The organism is Falsirhodobacter halotolerans (genome assembly GCF_022899245.1).
Taxonomy (GTDB): Bacteria; Pseudomonadota; Alphaproteobacteria; order Rhodobacterales; family Rhodobacteraceae; genus Falsirhodobacter; species Falsirhodobacter halotolerans.
Map to the genome: position 1 here is coordinate 2,361,428 of NZ_JALJAZ010000001.1, position 15,366 is coordinate 2,376,793.

13 protein-coding genes are annotated in these 15,366 nt (G+C 66.7%); 11 read left to right on the plus strand and 2 right to left on the minus strand.

Annotation, left to right across the window (positions count from 1 at the left end):
• Positions 1 to 82: 82 nt before the first annotated feature.
• From MU449_RS12315 to MU449_RS12330, 4 genes are all read left to right on the plus strand, one after another.
• Positions 83 to 1,438 carry an amidase gene (locus MU449_RS12315; RefSeq protein WP_244738498.1) on the plus strand — a complete coding sequence of 452 codons (1,356 nt, stop codon included), beginning with the start codon at positions 83 to 85 and terminating at the stop codon, positions 1,436 to 1,438.
• 85 nt (positions 1,439 to 1,523) lie between these two features.
• Positions 1,524 to 2,708 carry an aminotransferase class I/II-fold pyridoxal phosphate-dependent enzyme gene (locus tag MU449_RS12320; protein ID WP_244738499.1) on the plus strand — a complete coding sequence of 395 codons (1,185 nt, stop codon included), beginning with the start codon at positions 1,524 to 1,526 and terminating at the stop codon, positions 2,706 to 2,708.
• Positions 2,709 to 2,713: 5 nt separating this feature from the next.
• The gene (locus tag MU449_RS12325; protein WP_244738500.1) at positions 2,714 to 5,833 is read left to right on the plus strand and encodes a DNA translocase FtsK; all 3,120 of its coding nucleotides are present in this window, start codon (positions 2,714 to 2,716) and stop codon (positions 5,831 to 5,833) included.
• 116 nt (positions 5,834 to 5,949) lie between these two features.
• Positions 5,950 to 6,555, plus strand: a complete 606-nt coding sequence (locus MU449_RS12330) for a LolA family protein (protein WP_244738505.1) — start codon at positions 5,950 to 5,952, stop codon at positions 6,553 to 6,555.
• Here MU449_RS12330 and MU449_RS12335 read toward each other — a convergent pair whose 3' ends face one another.
• Positions 6,556 to 7,137: a transglycosylase SLT domain-containing protein gene (locus MU449_RS12335; protein WP_244738507.1), complete on the minus strand. Its 582-nt coding sequence runs from the start codon at positions 7,135 to 7,137 to the stop codon at positions 6,556 to 6,558.
• 148 nt (positions 7,138 to 7,285) lie between these two features.
• On the opposite strand from MU449_RS12335, the gene hspQ reads away from it, so the two are divergent.
• From hspQ to MU449_RS12350, 3 genes are read left to right on the plus strand one after another with little or no spacing between them, the layout of a single operon-like run.
• Complete coding sequence (gene hspQ / locus MU449_RS12340) at positions 7,286 to 7,612, plus strand: heat shock protein HspQ (RefSeq protein WP_244738509.1); 327 nt, start codon at positions 7,286 to 7,288, stop codon at positions 7,610 to 7,612.
• A 5-nt stretch (positions 7,613 to 7,617) separates the two neighbouring features.
• On the plus strand, positions 7,618 to 8,070 hold the full coding sequence (locus MU449_RS12345) for a GAF domain-containing protein (RefSeq protein ID WP_244738510.1): 453 nt from the start codon (positions 7,618 to 7,620) through the stop codon (positions 8,068 to 8,070).
• On the plus strand, positions 8,067 to 8,714 hold the full coding sequence (locus MU449_RS12350) for an RluA family pseudouridine synthase (RefSeq protein WP_244738512.1): 648 nt from the start codon (positions 8,067 to 8,069) through the stop codon (positions 8,712 to 8,714). Before MU449_RS12345 ends, MU449_RS12350 begins: the two co-directional genes overlap by 4 nt.
• 12 nt (positions 8,715 to 8,726) lie before the next feature.
• On the opposite strand, the gene MU449_RS12355 is transcribed toward MU449_RS12350, so the two are convergent.
• Positions 8,727 to 9,752, minus strand: a complete 1,026-nt coding sequence (locus MU449_RS12355; RefSeq protein WP_244738514.1) for an LLM class flavin-dependent oxidoreductase — start codon at positions 9,750 to 9,752, stop codon at positions 8,727 to 8,729.
• Between the two features lie 171 nt (positions 9,753 to 9,923).
• Here MU449_RS12355 and MU449_RS12360 point away from each other — a divergent pair, with 171 nt between their 5' ends.
• From MU449_RS12360 to holA, 4 genes are all read left to right on the plus strand, one after another.
• Positions 9,924 to 11,234: a CitMHS family transporter gene (locus MU449_RS12360; RefSeq protein ID WP_244738516.1), complete on the plus strand. Its 1,311-nt coding sequence runs from the start codon at positions 9,924 to 9,926 to the stop codon at positions 11,232 to 11,234.
• A 74-nt stretch (positions 11,235 to 11,308) separates the two neighbouring features.
• Complete coding sequence (gene leuS, locus MU449_RS12365; protein WP_244738517.1) at positions 11,309 to 13,837, plus strand: leucine--tRNA ligase; 2,529 nt, start codon at positions 11,309 to 11,311, stop codon at positions 13,835 to 13,837.
• Positions 13,824 to 14,315 (plus strand): LPS assembly lipoprotein LptE, encoded by a 492-nt coding sequence (lptE, locus tag MU449_RS12370; protein WP_244738518.1) that lies wholly within the window; start codon positions 13,824 to 13,826, stop codon positions 14,313 to 14,315. The genes leuS and lptE overlap by 14 nt, the downstream gene beginning before the upstream one ends.
• Positions 14,312 to 15,331: a DNA polymerase III subunit delta gene (gene holA / locus MU449_RS12375; protein ID WP_244738519.1), complete on the plus strand. Its 1,020-nt coding sequence runs from the start codon at positions 14,312 to 14,314 to the stop codon at positions 15,329 to 15,331. Before lptE ends, holA begins: the two co-directional genes overlap by 4 nt.
• The last annotated feature ends 35 nt before the right edge of the window (positions 15,332 to 15,366 follow it).

Here is a 15,366-nt window from a genome sequence, read left to right on the forward strand (position 1 = left end):
TGATTTAACTGTGGGGGGGTGGGATTGTCTATCATCTATGGTATTTTACATAGTTCGGTGTGGGTGATGGTAGGATGACGCGATGAATTGGCGAACCCAAACGGCAGCGGAGCTGGGACGCGGCATCCAGAGCGGGCAGATAAACCCTGTCGAACTCACCGAAGCTTTTCTGGATGCGGCGGAATCCGACCTTGGGCGGCGCATCTATGCCCGCCTCACGCACGACCGCGCCCGGGATGAGGCGATGGCCGCCGCGACCCGGGCCAAGGACGGACGGCGGCGCGGCCCGCTGGATGGCGTTCCGATCAGTTGGAAAGATGTGTTCGACACCGCCAACATCCCGACCGAGGCGGGATCGGCCCTTCTGGCCGGCCGCACACCCCAGACCGACGCGCCCGTGCTGACCACGGCGACGCTGAACGGTCTGGTTTGCCTTGGAAAAACCCATATGAGCGAGCTGGCCTTTTCCGGCCTCGGCCTCAATCCGGTCACCCAGACCCCCCCCAACATCAACAATCCCGACGCCGTGGCCGGGGGATCGTCCTCCGGGGCGGCGGCCTCGGTCGCGTTCGGCATGGCGGCGGCGGCAATCGGCATGGACACCGCGGGATCGGTCCGTGGGCCGGCGTGCTGGAACGATCTGGTCGGCCTGAAAACAACGTTCGGGCGGCTTTCGAATGACGGGATCGTCCCCTCCTGCGAATCGCTGGATACGATCGGCCCCCTGGCCCGCAGCGTGGAGGATTGCGCCCTCCTCCTTTCGGCGCTGGAAGGGCGGCGGCCCATCGACCTGACGGGATCGGACCTGTCGGGCGCGCGAATCGCCGTTCTGGACACCGTCGCGACCGAAGACCTGCGCGACGCCCCCGCGCAATGTTTCGAACGGGCGCTGTCGCGCCTTGGCGGCGCCGGGGCCCATGTCACCGCCCTGCGGTTCGAACCGATCCGCGAGGCGATGTCGTTCTCCGGCCCCCTGTTCACCGCCGAAGGCTTCGCTATCTGGCGCGACCGGATCGAGGCGCAGCCCGACCTGATGTTCCCCCGCATCCGCGAACGGATCGAGGCAGGACGGGCGGTCAACGCCGCCGATTACATCGCCCATGTCCGTCGTCTGGACCAGATCCGCCGCAATTGGGCCAGCGCCACCGCCGGATACGACGCGGTGGTCATGCCCACCTCCCCCATCCTGCCGCCCAACACGCAGCGGCTGATCGACGACGCGGATTACTACACCTCGGAAAATCTTCTGGCGTTGCGCAACACCCGCATCGCCAACATGCTGGGCCTGTGTTCGCTGACCGTGCCGGGGTCGGTGGCGTCCTGCGGATTCATGCTGATGTGCCCCCCGCTGCAGGAGGAACGCCTGCTCCGTCTGGGCTATGCGACCGAACGCCTTTTCCTGCCCGGACGGATACAGGCGGGCCTTGTGCGCAACTGATCGCAGGGGAACTTCTGGACCCGACGCGCAACTGCCGCTATCGTGCGAACAAAAGGGGCAAAAGACCCCGAACACGAGGCAGTCGATGCAGTTTCCCGAAAGGTTTTCGAACCTACCCGAATACGCGTTCCCGCGTTTGCGCAGTTTGCTGGACACCCACGCCCCCGGGGGCGAGGTCCTGCACATGTCGATCGGCGAACCCAAGCACCCCATGCCGCCCTTCGTGGCGGATGTCATGGCCGCGTCGCTGTCGGGGTTCGGCCAGTATCCCGCGAATGACGGCACGCCCGATTTACTGACCGCGATCACCGGCTGGATCGGGCGGCGTTATGGCGTGGGGCTGGAGGCTGACCGGGTCATGGCCCTGAACGGCACGCGGGAGGGGCTGTTCAACGCGGCCCTCGCCCTGTCGCCGGAAACGAAGAACGGCGCGCGGCCGGTGATTCTGATGCCGAACCCATTCTATCAGGTCTATGCCATGGCGGCGTTGGCCCTGGGGGCGGAGCCGGTTTACGTGCCCGCCACGGCCGACACGAATTTCCTGCCCGATTACGCCGCCCTGCCCGCGGGGGTGCTGGACCGCGTGACGATCGCCTATCTCTGCTCGCCCGCCAACCCGCAGGGCGCGATCGCGTCCGCCGATTACCTGCGCGACCTGCTGGCGCTGGCCGAAAAGCATGATTTCCGCGTCTTTGCCGACGAATGCTACTCCGAAATCTGGCGCGACGCCCCGCCCCCCGGTGCGTTGGAGATCGCAGCCCGGACCGGCGCCGACCCCGAGCGGGTCTTCGTGTTCCATTCGCTGTCCAAACGCTCCAACCTGCCGGGCCTGCGCTCGGGCTTCGTTGCGGGAGGGGCGGAGGGGATTCGCCAGATCCGCAAGCTGCGGGCCTTTGCCGGGGCACCGCTGCCCCTTCCGATCCAGGCCGTATCCACCGCCGCCTGGAACGACGAGGCGCATGTCGACGCCTCCCGCGCGCTTTACCACCAGAAGTTCGATCTGGCGGACCGGCTGTTCGCCGACATCCCCGGCTATCGCACGCCCGAGGGCGGGTTCTTCCTGTGGCTGCCGGTGCCGGATGGCGAGGCCGCGACGCTGCGGCTGTGGAAAGAGACCGGCATCCGCATCCTGCCCGGCGCGTATCTGTCGCGCACGGTGGACGGGGTGAATCCCGGCGAAGGGTATGTCCGGGTGGCGCTGGTCGCCCCCTATGATGCGACGGAACGGGGCCTGACCACCCTGCGCGACTGTCTTTACGGGAAGGATTGAGGACGATGGCATCCTATCACGCACGGCAGCGCGACCCGCTTCTGGACGAATCGACGCAGGAATTGCTGCACCGCCGCGGGCGGGAACTGCTGGGCGTCGGCCTCGTCATCCTCGGCCTTCTGTTCGTCATGATGCTGGGCAGCTATTCGCCCCATGACAAGGGCTGGATGATGGAGAACGATCAGGCGGTCCAGAACACGCTGGGATCGTTCGGGGCGGCGGTGGCCTCCACCCTGATCGTGGTCGTGGGCAAGGGGGCCTGGGCCATTCCGGTCATGCTGTTCGTCTGGGGCGGGCGGTTCGTGCTGCATCGCGGGGCGGAACGGGCCATCGGGCGGGCGGTCTTCGCCCTGCTGGGTGTCGCCGTCGCCGCCGTGTTCGCCGCCACCCATGTGCCGGGGGCGGAGTGGCAGGAGACGTTCGGCTTGGGCGGTCTGTTCGGCGATACGGTTCTGGCCGCGCTGATCGGCATCCTGCCCCTGCCCACGGGCGGCGCGCTGAAGCTTCTGTCGCTGACCTCGGGCTTTGTGCTGATGGCCGCGATGCTGTTCGTCACAGGATTTGCCATGGCCGAGGTGCGGGCGATCTGCCGTTTCCTGCTGGTGGGGCTTATCCTGACCTACACGACGCTTCTGGGACTTCTTGGTCAGTCGGCCTCGGGCGCGCGGCGGATGGCGGCGACGATGCAGGAACAGCGTCAGGCCCGCCGCGCCCATGTCCAGCAGGACTGGGACGAGGATGCCGTGTTCGAGGAGGCCGAGCCGCCCGCCCCCCGCGGCGTGGCGGCCTTGGGTGGCGCGATGCGCGGTTTTGCCGCCCGGTTTTCCGCCCCCCGGCCGACCGAGGTGGAGGTTGACCTTCCCGCGCCCCGATCGCGCGTGGGGGATCTGACCCGCGCCGCCGCCGAACGGCACGATGCGGCCTGGGGCACCCCCGACGCGCTGCACGCCACCCCCACCCCGCGCCCCCTGCGCGCCGATCCGCGCCCCGAGGAACCCAGCCCCCCGCGCGGCCTTCTGGCGCGCGGCGCGGAAATGATGCGCCGCGTGGTCGATCCCGATCCCCAGCCCGAGCGGGTGGAGATGCAGTCCGAACCCGAAGACCGCATCAAGGCCCGCATTTCCGACGTGATCCGCACCCGCGCGCATCAGTCGGGCGGCCCGGTCTCGGCCATCACGGCGGCGGTGCAGCGGCGCGAACCCCCCGTCGCGGGCCGCCGTCGCAGCCCGCAGCCGCTGATCGCCACCCCCCGCCGCGCGGCCGACCTGCCCGCCGAACCGCCCGTCACCGCCCGCGCCGTCCCGACGCCGCCCGCCGCGATCCCGCGCCTCGGCAGCCCGCTGGACGAACCGGAGACGACCGCCGCCGAACGACTTCACGACGATTACGTCGCGCCGGGGATGGAGGACGATCTGGATTGGGCCGACGAGATGGACGCGCTGGACCCGCTTCACGCCTCCTATGCCTCGGAAGACGATGACGATTGGCCCGAGGAACAGTTCGACGGCGCCCCCCCTGCCCCGCCGAAGGTGCAGCAGACGGTGGCGAAACCCGTCCCCTCGCGTCAGGCGCGCGCCGAATCCCAACCCGGCCTGCGGTTCGAGGATCGGGTGCAGGAGTATGAACTCCCGCCCCTGTCGCTTCTGGCCAACCCCGACACGATCACCCGCCGCCCCCTGTCGGTGGAGGCGCTGGAGGAAAACGCGCGGATGCTGGAATCCGTGCTGGACGATTACGGCGTGAAGGGAGAGATCGTCTCGGTCCGCCCCGGCCCCGTCGTGACCATGTATGAACTGGAACCGGCCCCGGGTCTGAAGGCCAGCCGCGTCATCGGGCTGGCCGACGACATCGCGCGGTCGATGTCGGCGCTGTCGGCCCGCGTGTCCACCGTTCCGGGCCGCACGGTCATCGGGATCGAGCTTCCGAACGCCATCCGCGAAAAGGTCATCCTGCGCGAGATCATCTCCTCGCGCGATTTCGGCGACGGCAACCACCGCCTGCCGCTGGCGCTTGGCAAGGATATCGGCGGCGACCCCGTCGTGGCGAACCTGGCCAAGATGCCCCACCTCCTGATCGCGGGGACCACGGGGTCGGGCAAGTCGGTGGCGATCAACACGATGATCCTGTCGCTGCTCTATAAACTGACGCCCGAGGAATGCCGCCTGATCATGATCGACCCCAAGATGCTGGAGCTGTCGGTCTATGACGGCATCCCGCATCTGCTGTCCCCCGTGGTGACGGACCCGAAAAAGGCCGTCGTCGCCCTGAAATGGGTCGTGGGCGAGATGGAGGAACGCTACCGCAAGATGTCCAAGATGGGCGTGCGGAACATCGAAGGCTACAACGGCCGCGTGCGCGAGGCGCTGGACAAGGGCGAGATGTTCAAGCGCACCATCCAGACCGGCTTCGACGAGGATACGGGCGAGCCGGTGTTCGAGACGGAAGAGTTCCAGCCCGTTCCGATCCCCTTCATCGTGGTGATCGTGGACGAGATGGCGGACCTGATGATGGTCGCGGGCAAGGAGATCGAGGCCTGCATCCAGCGTCTGGCCCAGATGGCGCGGGCAAGCGGTATCCACCTGATCATGGCCACGCAGCGCCCCTCGGTCGATGTCATCACCGGCACGATCAAGGCGAACTTCCCCACGCGGATCAGCTTCTCCGTCACCTCCAAGATCGACAGCCGCACGATCCTGGGCGAACAAGGGGCCGAACAGCTTCTGGGCATGGGCGACATGCTCTATATGGCCGGCGGATCGAAGATCACCCGCATCCACGGGCCGTTCGTATCGGACGAGGAAGTGGAGGAGATCGTCAACCACCTCAAATCCTTCGGACCGCCCAGCTACATGTCGGGCGTGGTCGAAGGGCCGGACGACGACAGCGCCTCGGACATCGACGCGGTTCTGGGTCTGGGCGGCAACACGGACGGCGAGGATTCGCTTTACGATCAGGCGGTGGCCGTGGTCGCCAAGGACCGCAAATGCTCCACCTCCTATATCCAGCGCAAGCTGGGCGTCGGATACAACAAGGCCGCCAAGCTGGTGGAGCAGATGGAGGAGCAGGGCGTCGTCACCCCGGCCAACCATGTGGGCAAACGCGACATCCTTCTGCCGGAACAATGAAAAAGGGGCCTTCGGGCCCCTTTGTTTCATCCGTTCACGCGCAAGGCCCCGCCCACTTGCGAAAGGGTGAAAAGATGCGACTGGAAGGGTGGCGATCTGCGTCCTAGATTTGACGCATGACACGCATACGCACCCTCTTGGCCTCGGCCATCGCCCTCGCCCTGTTCGCGCTGCCCGCCGCCGCCGAACGGATTCCGCTTTCGGAAATCTCGCGCTATCTGAACTCGCTCACCACGGCGCAATCGGATTTCACGCAAGTGAACCCCGACGGCTCCGTCTCCACCGGCAAGCTGATGATGCATCGGCCGGGCCGCGTGCGGTTCGAATACGCCCAGCCGGACAATTCGGTGGTGCTGGCCGGCGGGGGTCAGGTCGCGATCTTCGACGCGAAATCCAACCAGACGGCGGAACAGTATCCGCTGTCGCGCACCCCGCTCAGCATCATTCTGGATCAGAACGTTGATCTCAGCCGCGCGCGCATGGTGGTCGGCCATACCGAGGTGGAGAACACCACCCGCGTCGTGGCCCAGGATCCGCAGCGCCCCGAACAGGGCAAGATCGAAATGGTGTTCACCGCCAACCCGACCGAACTGCGCCAATGGGTCATCACGGACAATGCCGGTGCGCAGACGACGGTGATTCTGGGCGAACTGCAGAAGGGCGGCAACCTGGCCTCCTCGCTGTTCTCCATCACCAGCGAACAGCAGCGCCGCAGCCGCTGATCAGCCGCGACAGGTCGCCAGTTGCGTGCGGTAGCGTTCCGCACGTGTCCCCACGCGCGACGCCACGGCCACAAGCCACGGTTTGGCGGCATAGCTTTGCCGCGCAAATCCCGTCCGCCCTTCGTGATAGGCCAGATACTGGTTCGAGGCGTCGAAGGGCGCGATGCCCAGCGACCGCGTGGATTTCGCCATGTACCAGCCCATGAAATCCGTCGCATCCTCGATCCGGTCGCGGCGGGCACGGCGGTTGTTCGTTTCCGCCTGATATTCTTCCCACGTGCCGTCCAGCGCCTGGCTGTAGCCATAGGCCGTGCTTTGCCGTCCGACGGGAATCACCCCAAGGACATATTGGTGTGGGGTGCGGGCGTTGCCGATGAACTTCGATTCCTGATGGATGGTCGCCATCTGCACATGCACCGGCACGCCCCATTGGCGTTCGGTCTTTTGCATCGCGCGCCAATAGGCCGGACGTTCCGCGACGATGTTGCAGGCGTTTTCAAGATCGCGCGGCGCCGAGAAGTTGCTGCTCCCGCAGGATGCGAGCGTCAGCAGAAGTATCGACGCACGAAGAAATCGGCTCATATGCCCCTCATGCGTATTTTCGGGCACCATATCCAGAATCGCCCAGCGGGGGAATGACAAAGCCGTGCGACCGGACCGCGCATGGCAAGGTCGCGCCCAGTGGACTCATGCGCGCAACCCCAGTATGCGGGGCCGGAAAGGACGTTCCATGATCGCATCGCAGGCCAAATACCACCTTGGACAGGTGCTCCGTCATCGCAAGCATGCGTTTCGCGGGGTGGTTTTCGACGTGGACGCGATGTTCGCCAACACCGACGAATGGTATGACGCGATCCCCGAGGACAGCCGCCCGGCCAAGGACCAGCCCTTCTATCACCTGCTGGCCGAAAACGACCAAAGCTACTACATCGCCTATGTCTCGGAAGGGAACCTGACCCCGGACGAGACGGGAGAGCCGGTGGACCATCCCGATCTGGCCGAGATGTTCGGCGATTTCGACGAAGGCCGCTATCCGCTGCATTTCAACATGAACTGAGGCCCATGGATTACGACACGCTGTCCAACACCCTCGATGCGCTGTGCCACGGGGAAACCGATGCGGTGGCCCTGATGGCCACCGTCGCCTGCGAATTGCACCACGCGCATCCGCTGTCGGACTGGACCGGGTTCTATCGTGTCACGGGGCCGGAAATGTTGAAGATCGGCCCCTATCAGGGCGGGCACGGCTGTCTGGTGATCCCCTTCGCGCGCGGCGTGTGCGGGGCGGCGGCGCGCACGGGTCAGGCGCAGGTCGTGCCGGATGTGGACGCGTTTCCGGGGCACATCGCCTGCGCCTCCTCCACCCGGTCGGAACTGGTGCTGCCGGTCTGGAACGGCGCGGGGGATCTGCTGGGCGTGCTGGATCTGGACAGCAACACCCCGGCCGCCTTCACCGACGCCGATGCCGAGGCGCTGGCCACGATCCTGGCCCGCATCTTCAAGGACGCCGCGTGACCTTCGTCTATGCCCCGCCCGCGACCCCGCTGGACATCCTGCACGAGGATGCGCGGATCGTGGTGGCGAACAAGCCCGCCGGCCTTTTGTCGGTGCCAGGGCGCGGCGACGATCACGCCGATTGCCTGATCGCGCGGTTGCGGGTCGTGTTCTACGACATTCTTCTGGTGCACCGGCTGGATCTGGACACGTCGGGCGTGATCGTCTTCGCCCGCGACAAGGAGGCGCAGGCCGCCCTTGGCCAGCAGTTCGAAAAGCGGCTGGTGCGGAAAACCTATGCCGCGCGGGTCTGGGGTCAGGTTGCGGGCGACCGGGGCCGCGTGGACCTGCCGCTGATCGTCGATTGGCCGAACCGCCCGCGCCAGCATGTGAACCACGACACCGGCAAACCCGCCCAGACCGATTGGGAGGTGGTGGCCCGCGACGCGACCGAAACCCGCCTGCGCCTGACCCCCGTGACCGGGCGCAGCCATCAGTTGCGCGTGCACATGCAGGCGATGGGTCACCCGATCCTGGGCGATCCGCTTTATGCCACCGGCGCGGCGCAGGACTTTCCGCGCCTGATGCTGCATGCCGAACATCTGCGCCTGACCCATCCCGAAACGCGGCGCAGCCTGACCGTCACCGCGCCCGTTCCGTTTTAGGGGATCGGCGCGTCAGGCCAGCATGTCCCGCACCATCGGGATGACCTTTTCGCCGTAAAGGCGGATTCCCTCCATCGACACGTCATGCGGGACCGGACCGCCCGAATATTTCAGGTCGAACCGCGACAGGCTCAGCGCGCGGACGGTGGCCGCGATCTTGCCCGCAACGGTTTCGGGGCTGCCCACATACATGGATCCGCGGTCCACCTCTCGGTCGAAATCGGCGCGGCGCAGGGGCGGCCAGCCCCGCGTGCGGCCGATCAAGGCATGGGATATGCTGTAGCCTGCAAAGAACTGGTCCCGCGCTTCGGCATCCGTGGCGGCGACATGGCCGGGGGAATGCACGCCGATGGGGGGGGCGACCTTCCCCTCCGCCTCGAACGATTGGAGATAGAGGTCCACGTAAGGGCGAAAGCGCGCGGGCGATCCGCCGATGATCGCCAGCATCAACGGCAGGCTGTAATGCGCCGCCCGCACCACCGATTCCGGGCTGCCACCGACCCCGATCCAGGTTTTCAGCGGCCCGTTCTCCATCGGCGGAAACACCTCCTGTGCCTTCAGGCCGGGATGGATCGTGCCCTTCCACGTCACCTTCTTCTCGCGCGCAAGACGGGCGAACAGGTCCAGCTTCTCGGTGAACAGGCGCTCGTAATCGCTCAGGTCATGGCCGAACAGCGGAAAGCTTTCGGTGAAGGATCCGCGGCCCAGAATAACCTCGGCCCGCCCGCCCGAAATGGCGTCCACCGTCGCGAAGCGTTGGAACACGCGGATCGGATCGTCCGAGGACAGCACCGTCACCGCCGATCCCAACCGGATGCGTTCGGTGCGCGCGGCGATGCCCGCCAGAACCACCTCGGGGGCGGAGATCGCGAAATCCTCGCGGTGATGTTCGCCGATGCCGATGAAATCGACGCCGACCTGATCGGCCAGAACCCCCTGATCGACCACGTTGCGGATCACCTGCGCATGGGACAGCGGCGCACCGTCCGGTCCGTTCGTCATGTCCCCGAAGGTGTCGAGACCCAGTTCCAGTGTCATCGCATGGTCCTTTCTGCTGCGGTTCGAACGTAATGCATCGGCCCTTTTGCGACAATGTGCCGCGATGCCCAAGCCTCTGTGTGCCACGGCACAGAGGCACTTCGGGTTGACGCGTCAAAGTATTCCCAAGCATACCACGGGATACCACGCTTGAGGCAAGGGAGGGGAACCATGCTCACACTTATCGGCGTCCTGACGCTGGCAACCGTCATCCTGCTGCTGCTGTTCGGGCGCGTGTCGCCCGTCGTGGCACTGGCCAGCGTGCCGGTTGCCGGGGCTCTCCTGGCCGGCTTCGACCTCACGCAAATCTCGGAGTTCTTCGAATCTGGTCTTGGGCGCGTCATGAGCGTGGCCGCGATGTTCATCTTTGCCATCACCTTCTTTGGCGTGTTGCAGGATACGGGGCTGTTCCGGCCGCTGATCGACGGGCTGGTCCGTCTGACGCGCGGCAATCCGGTCTATGTCGCGCTTGGCACCGCGCTGGCCGGTATGCTGGCGCATCTGGACGGCGCGGGGGCCACGACCTTCCTGCTGACGGTTCCCGCGCTCTTGCCTCTGTATCGCCGGTTGGGGATGAACCCCTATGTCATGCTGCTGTTGCTGGCGTCGGGCGCGGGCATCCTGAACATGATGCCTTGGGCCGGTCCCTTGGGACGCGCGGCGGCGGTCACGGGGCTGGACGTGACCGAGCTGTGGCATCCGCTGATCCCCGTGCAGATCGCCGGGGCGGTGATCCTGATGGGGATGGCCTTCCTTTATGGCCGCCGCGAACAACGGCGCATCGCGTCGGGGCGGGCCTATGCCTATGACGCCGACACGGCCGAACCCCCGGCCGCGACCGATGCCGAAGATCCGGCCCGCGCGCTGGAGCGTCCGCGCCTGATCTGGGTCAACGCCGCCATCTTTTTCGCCACGCTGGTCATGCTGGTGTCGGGCGTCCTTCCGACCCCGCTGACCTTCATGCTGGCGCTGTCGGTGGCGCTGGTCGTCAACTATCCCGATGCGGGCGAACAGATGCGCCGCATTCAGGCCCATGCCTCGGCGGCGCTGACCATGGCCGCGATCATCCTGGCCGCCGGGGTCTTTCTGGGCGTCATGGACGGCACGGGAATGCTGCGCGCCATCGCGCAGGCGCTGGTGGCCGTCCTGCCGTCGCAGGTGGTTCCGGTCCTGCACATCCTTCTGGGCATCATCGGCCTGCCTCTGGAACTGGTTCTGTCGACCGACGCGCATTATTTCGGCCTGCTGCCGATCGTGGCCGAAATCGTGGGCCAGCACGGCGTGCCACCGCAGCAGACCGTCTATGCCATGATGGTGGCCAACATCGTCGGCACCTTCATCAGCCCCTTTTCGCCCGCGTTGTGGCTGGCGCTGGGGCTGGCGGGGCTGGACATGGGGCGGCACATCCGGTTCGCCCTGTTGCCGATGTGGGCCTACTCGCTGGCGATTTTCGCCGTGGCGTGGATGATGGGCCTGTTCTGACACCCGTTTGGCTGGACGATAAGGCGCCACGGGTGTAACCCCTGAGGCGCACACATCCCCACCCGAGGCCCCGCATGTCCTATTCCCCCGCGCAATCCGAACCCAAATGGCAAGCCGCGTGGGACGAGGCCGGAACCTTCACCGCCCGGCGGGACGAGGCGAAGCCCAAATATTATGTGCTGGAGATGTTTCCCTACCCTTCGGGGCGCATCCACATGGGCCATGTGCGCAACTATACCATGGGGGACGTGGTGGCCCGCTACAAGGCCAGCTGCGGGTTTTCGGTGCTGCATCCGATGGGCTGGGACGCCTTCGGAATGCCCGCCGAAAACGCGGCGATGGAAAGCGGCGGGCATCCCAAGGACTGGACCTACGGCAACATCGCCGTGATGAAGCAGCAGATGAAGCCCCTCGGCCTGTCCATCGACTGGAGCCGGGAATTCGCGACCTGCGACCCGGACTATTACGGCCAGCAGCAGGCCATGTTCCTCGACATGATGGAGGCGGGCCTCGTCTATCGCAAATCGGCGCAGGTGAACTGGGATCCGGTCGACATGACCGTGCTGGCGAACGAACAGGTGATCGACGGCAAGGGCTGGCGCTCGGGCGCGGCGGTCGAACGCAAGGAACTGACGCAGTGGTTCTTCAAGATCTCGGACTTTGCCGATGATCTTCTGGGCGCGCTGGACGGGCTGAAGGATTGGCCGGAAAAGGTCCGCCTGATGCAGGCCAACTGGATCGGCCAGTCGCGCGGGCTGCAATTCGCCTTTTCCACCGTGGACGCGCCCGAGGGGTTCGACCGGCTGGATGTCTATACCACCCGCCCCGACACGCTGATGGGGGCAAGCTTTGCCGCGATCAGCCCCGATCACCCGCTGGCGAAATATCTGGAACGCCACGATCCCGATGTCGCGGCCTTCGTCGCGGAATGCCGCAAGCTGGGCACCACGGCCGAGGCGGTGGAAACGGCGGAGAAGCTGGGCTTTGACACCGGCCTCAAGGTGCGCCACCCGTTCGACACGGCGTGGGAGCTGCCGATCTATATCGCGAACTTCATCCTGATGGATTACGGCACGGGCGCGATCTTCGGCTGCCCCGCCCATGACGCGCGCGATTTCGAATTTGCGCAGAAATACGACCTGCCCATCGACCCGGTGTTCCAGCCGGTGGACGAAGGCATCCCGCCGGGCGCCTATGCCCCGCCCAAGACCGAGGTTGTCCGCTATATCCGCGGTTTCGCCGGCGCGGCGGAGCAGACGGGGGAGGAGGCCGTTGCCGCCGCCATCGCGTTCTGCGAGGAGAACGGCGTCGGTCACGGGGTCACCAATTACCGCCTGCGCGACTGGGGCCTGTCGCGCCAACGCTATTGGGGTTGCCCGATCCCGGTCGTGCACTGCCCATCCTGCGGCGTCGTGGCCGAGCGGAAGGAAAACCTGCCCGTCCGCCTGCCCGACGACGTGACCTTCGATCAGCCCGGCAATCCGCTGGACCGTCACCCCACTTGGCGCGACGTGCCCTGCCCCGCCTGCGGCGGCGCGGCCAGGCGCGAGACGGACACGATGGACACGTTCGTCGACAGTTCGTGGTATTTCGCCCGCTTCACCGCGCCACACGCGCCCACGCCTACCACGGATGAAACCGACTACTGGATGAACGTGGACCAGTATATCGGCGGGGTGGAACATGCGATCCTGCACCTTCTTTATTCGCGGTTCTTCTGCCGGGCCATGCACAAGACGGGCCATCTGCCCGCCTCGGCGCAAGAGCCGTTCAACGCGCTGTTCACCCAAGGCATGGTGACGCACGAAATCTACATGACCCGCGACCCGCAGGGCCGTCCCGTCTATCACCTGCCCGAGGATGTGGTGGACGGCCGGACCCGCGACGGCACCCCGGTGGAGGTCATCCCCTCGGCCAAGATGTCGAAGTCCAAGAAGAACGTCGTCGATCCCATGAGCATCATCGACGCCTATGGTGCCGACACCGCCCGCTGGTTCGTGATGTCCGACAGCCCCCCGGAACGGGATGTGGAATGGACCGCCTCGGGGGCCGAGGCCGCGTCGAAGTTCCTGGGCCGCCTGTGGCGCATCGCGAACGACCTGACGGAGGCCACCGGCACGGGGCCGGGCGACGACGCCCTGGCCCGCGCCACCGCCCGCGCCACCCTCGACGTGACCCAGGGGATCGAGAATTTCGCCTTCAACAAGGCCGTCGCGCGCCTTTATGAATTCACGAGCACCCTGTCGAAATCCGATGCCGGGGGCGCGGCCAAGCGGGACGCGATGCGCGTCATGTCCCAGCTTCTGTCGCCCTTCGTGCCCCATCTGGCCGAAGACATCTGGCAGATGATGGGCGGCGCGGGGTTGGTGGTGCAGGCGCCCTGGCCCAAGGCCGATCCCGCCCTTCTGGTGGAGGACAGCGTCACGCTGCCCATCCAGATCAACGGCAAGCGCCGGGCCGAGATCACCGTGCCCAAGGACATGCCGAAGGACCAGATCGAAGCGCTGGTTCTGGCCGATGAAACCGTGATCCGTTTTCTGGAGGGGAATATGCCCAAGAAGTTGATCGTCGTGCCGGGGCGGATCGTCAATGTGGTCGCCTGATCGCCGCGCCCTTCTGGGCCTCGGCCTTCTGGGACTGGCCGGATGCGGGTTCACCCCGGCCTATGGCCCCGGGGGTCCGGCGGCGGGCCTTCAGGGCGCGTTCCGGCTGGATGATCCCACCGACAAGAACGGCTTCGACTTCGTCGAACGGATGGAGGAACGTCTGGGCAAGTCGGGGGCCGAACGCTACGAGCTGACCTATGCCATCGCCACCAAGGTGTCGGGCGTGGGCCAACGGCGCGACAACACGATCACCCGCTACAACATCGTGGGCACGATCGACTGGGGCGTGGTGGACATCGCCTCCGGGCGGCGGTTGACGGGGGGGACGGCGACGAACTTCACCGCCTATTCCGCGACCGGATCCACCGTTGCCGGCCTCGCGGCGGAGGAGGATGCCAATTACCGCCTGATGCGGATTCTGGCCGACCAGATCGTCACGCGCCTGACCGCCACCGCCGGGTCCTGGCACGCATGATCCTGAAGGGGGCGGAGGCCGCGCACTATTTCGCGCGCCCCGATGCGGGCAAGGCGGCGCTGCTGATCTTCGGCGCCGACACGATGCGCGTGGCCCTGCGGCGCCAGGAGGTCGTGGCCGCCCTGATCGGCCCCGAAGGGGAGGCCGAGATGCGCCTGACCCGCCTGCCCGCCGCCGATCTGCGGCGCGACCCCGCCGCCCTGATCGACGCGCTGCGCGCCAGCGGGTTCTTTCCCGGCCCGCGCGTGGTCCTGCTGGAGGAGGCGGGCGACGCCCACGCCCCGCAGGTGGCCACCGCCCTGTCGGACTGGCGTCCGGGCGATGCGGTTCTGGTGATCACGGCGGGCGGCCTTACGGCCAAATCCGCCCTGCGCAAGGCGGTCGAACCCCGCCCCGACAGCATCGCCATCGGCCTTTATGACGATCCGCCAAGCCGGGAAGAGATCGAGGAGACCCTGCGCCGCGCGGGCCTGACCGCCCTCGACCCCGCCGCGATGACGGATCTGACCGCGCTTGCCCGCGCACTCGATCCCGGCGATTTTCGCCAGACGGTGGAAAAGATCGCGCTTTACAAGCACGGCGACCCCACCCCCCTGACCAGCGCCGAGGTGGCCGCCATGGCCCCCGCCACGGTGGAGGCGGAGGTGGACGACCTGATCCACGCCGCCGCCGAACACCGCGCGGGCGATCTCGCCCCCCTTCTGCGGCGGTTGGAGGGGCAGGGCCTGCAACCCGTGGGCCTGTGCATCGCGGCGCTGCGCCATTTCCGCGCGCTTCACGCCGCCGCCAGCCATCCGGGCGGCATGTCCGAAGGCATGGCCCGGATGCGCCCGCCGATCTTCGGCCCGCGCCGCGACCGGATGCAGCGGCAGGCCTCCGGCTGGGGGGCCCCGAAGCTGGAACAGGCGCTGGCGCTTTTGGTGGAGACCGACCTTACGCTCCGCTCCTCGTCCCGCGCGCCGGCCATGGCGGTGATGGAACGGGCGCTGATCCGCTTGGCCATGATGCGACGCTAGCGCGGTTCCGCCGAGTTTGATAAACCGGCGGCATA

Excerpts from the sequence above, each read along its gene's own strand:
- MU449_RS12315 (WP_244738498.1), top strand. The coding sequence starts at position 83 with ATGAATTGGCGAACCCAAACGGCAGCGGAGCTGGGACGCGGCATCCAG.
- MU449_RS12320 (WP_244738499.1), top strand. The coding sequence starts at position 1,524 with ATGCAGTTTCCCGAAAGGTTTTCGAACCTACCCGAATACGCGTTCCCG.
- MU449_RS12325 (WP_244738500.1), top strand. The coding sequence starts at position 2,714 with ATGGCATCCTATCACGCACGGCAGCGCGACCCGCTTCTGGACGAATCG.
- MU449_RS12330 (WP_244738505.1), top strand. The coding sequence starts at position 5,950 with ATGACACGCATACGCACCCTCTTGGCCTCGGCCATCGCCCTCGCCCTG.
- MU449_RS12335 (WP_244738507.1), bottom strand. The coding sequence starts at position 7,137 with ATGAGCCGATTTCTTCGTGCGTCGATACTTCTGCTGACGCTCGCATCC.
- hspQ (WP_244738509.1), top strand. The coding sequence starts at position 7,286 with ATGATCGCATCGCAGGCCAAATACCACCTTGGACAGGTGCTCCGTCAT.
- MU449_RS12345 (WP_244738510.1), top strand. The coding sequence starts at position 7,618 with ATGGATTACGACACGCTGTCCAACACCCTCGATGCGCTGTGCCACGGG.
- MU449_RS12355 (WP_244738514.1), bottom strand. The coding sequence starts at position 9,752 with ATGACACTGGAACTGGGTCTCGACACCTTCGGGGACATGACGAACGGA.
- MU449_RS12360 (WP_244738516.1), top strand. The coding sequence starts at position 9,924 with ATGCTCACACTTATCGGCGTCCTGACGCTGGCAACCGTCATCCTGCTG.
- leuS (WP_244738517.1), top strand. The coding sequence starts at position 11,309 with ATGTCCTATTCCCCCGCGCAATCCGAACCCAAATGGCAAGCCGCGTGG.
- lptE (WP_244738518.1), top strand. The coding sequence starts at position 13,824 with ATGTGGTCGCCTGATCGCCGCGCCCTTCTGGGCCTCGGCCTTCTGGGA.
- holA (WP_244738519.1), top strand. The coding sequence starts at position 14,312 with ATGATCCTGAAGGGGGCGGAGGCCGCGCACTATTTCGCGCGCCCCGAT.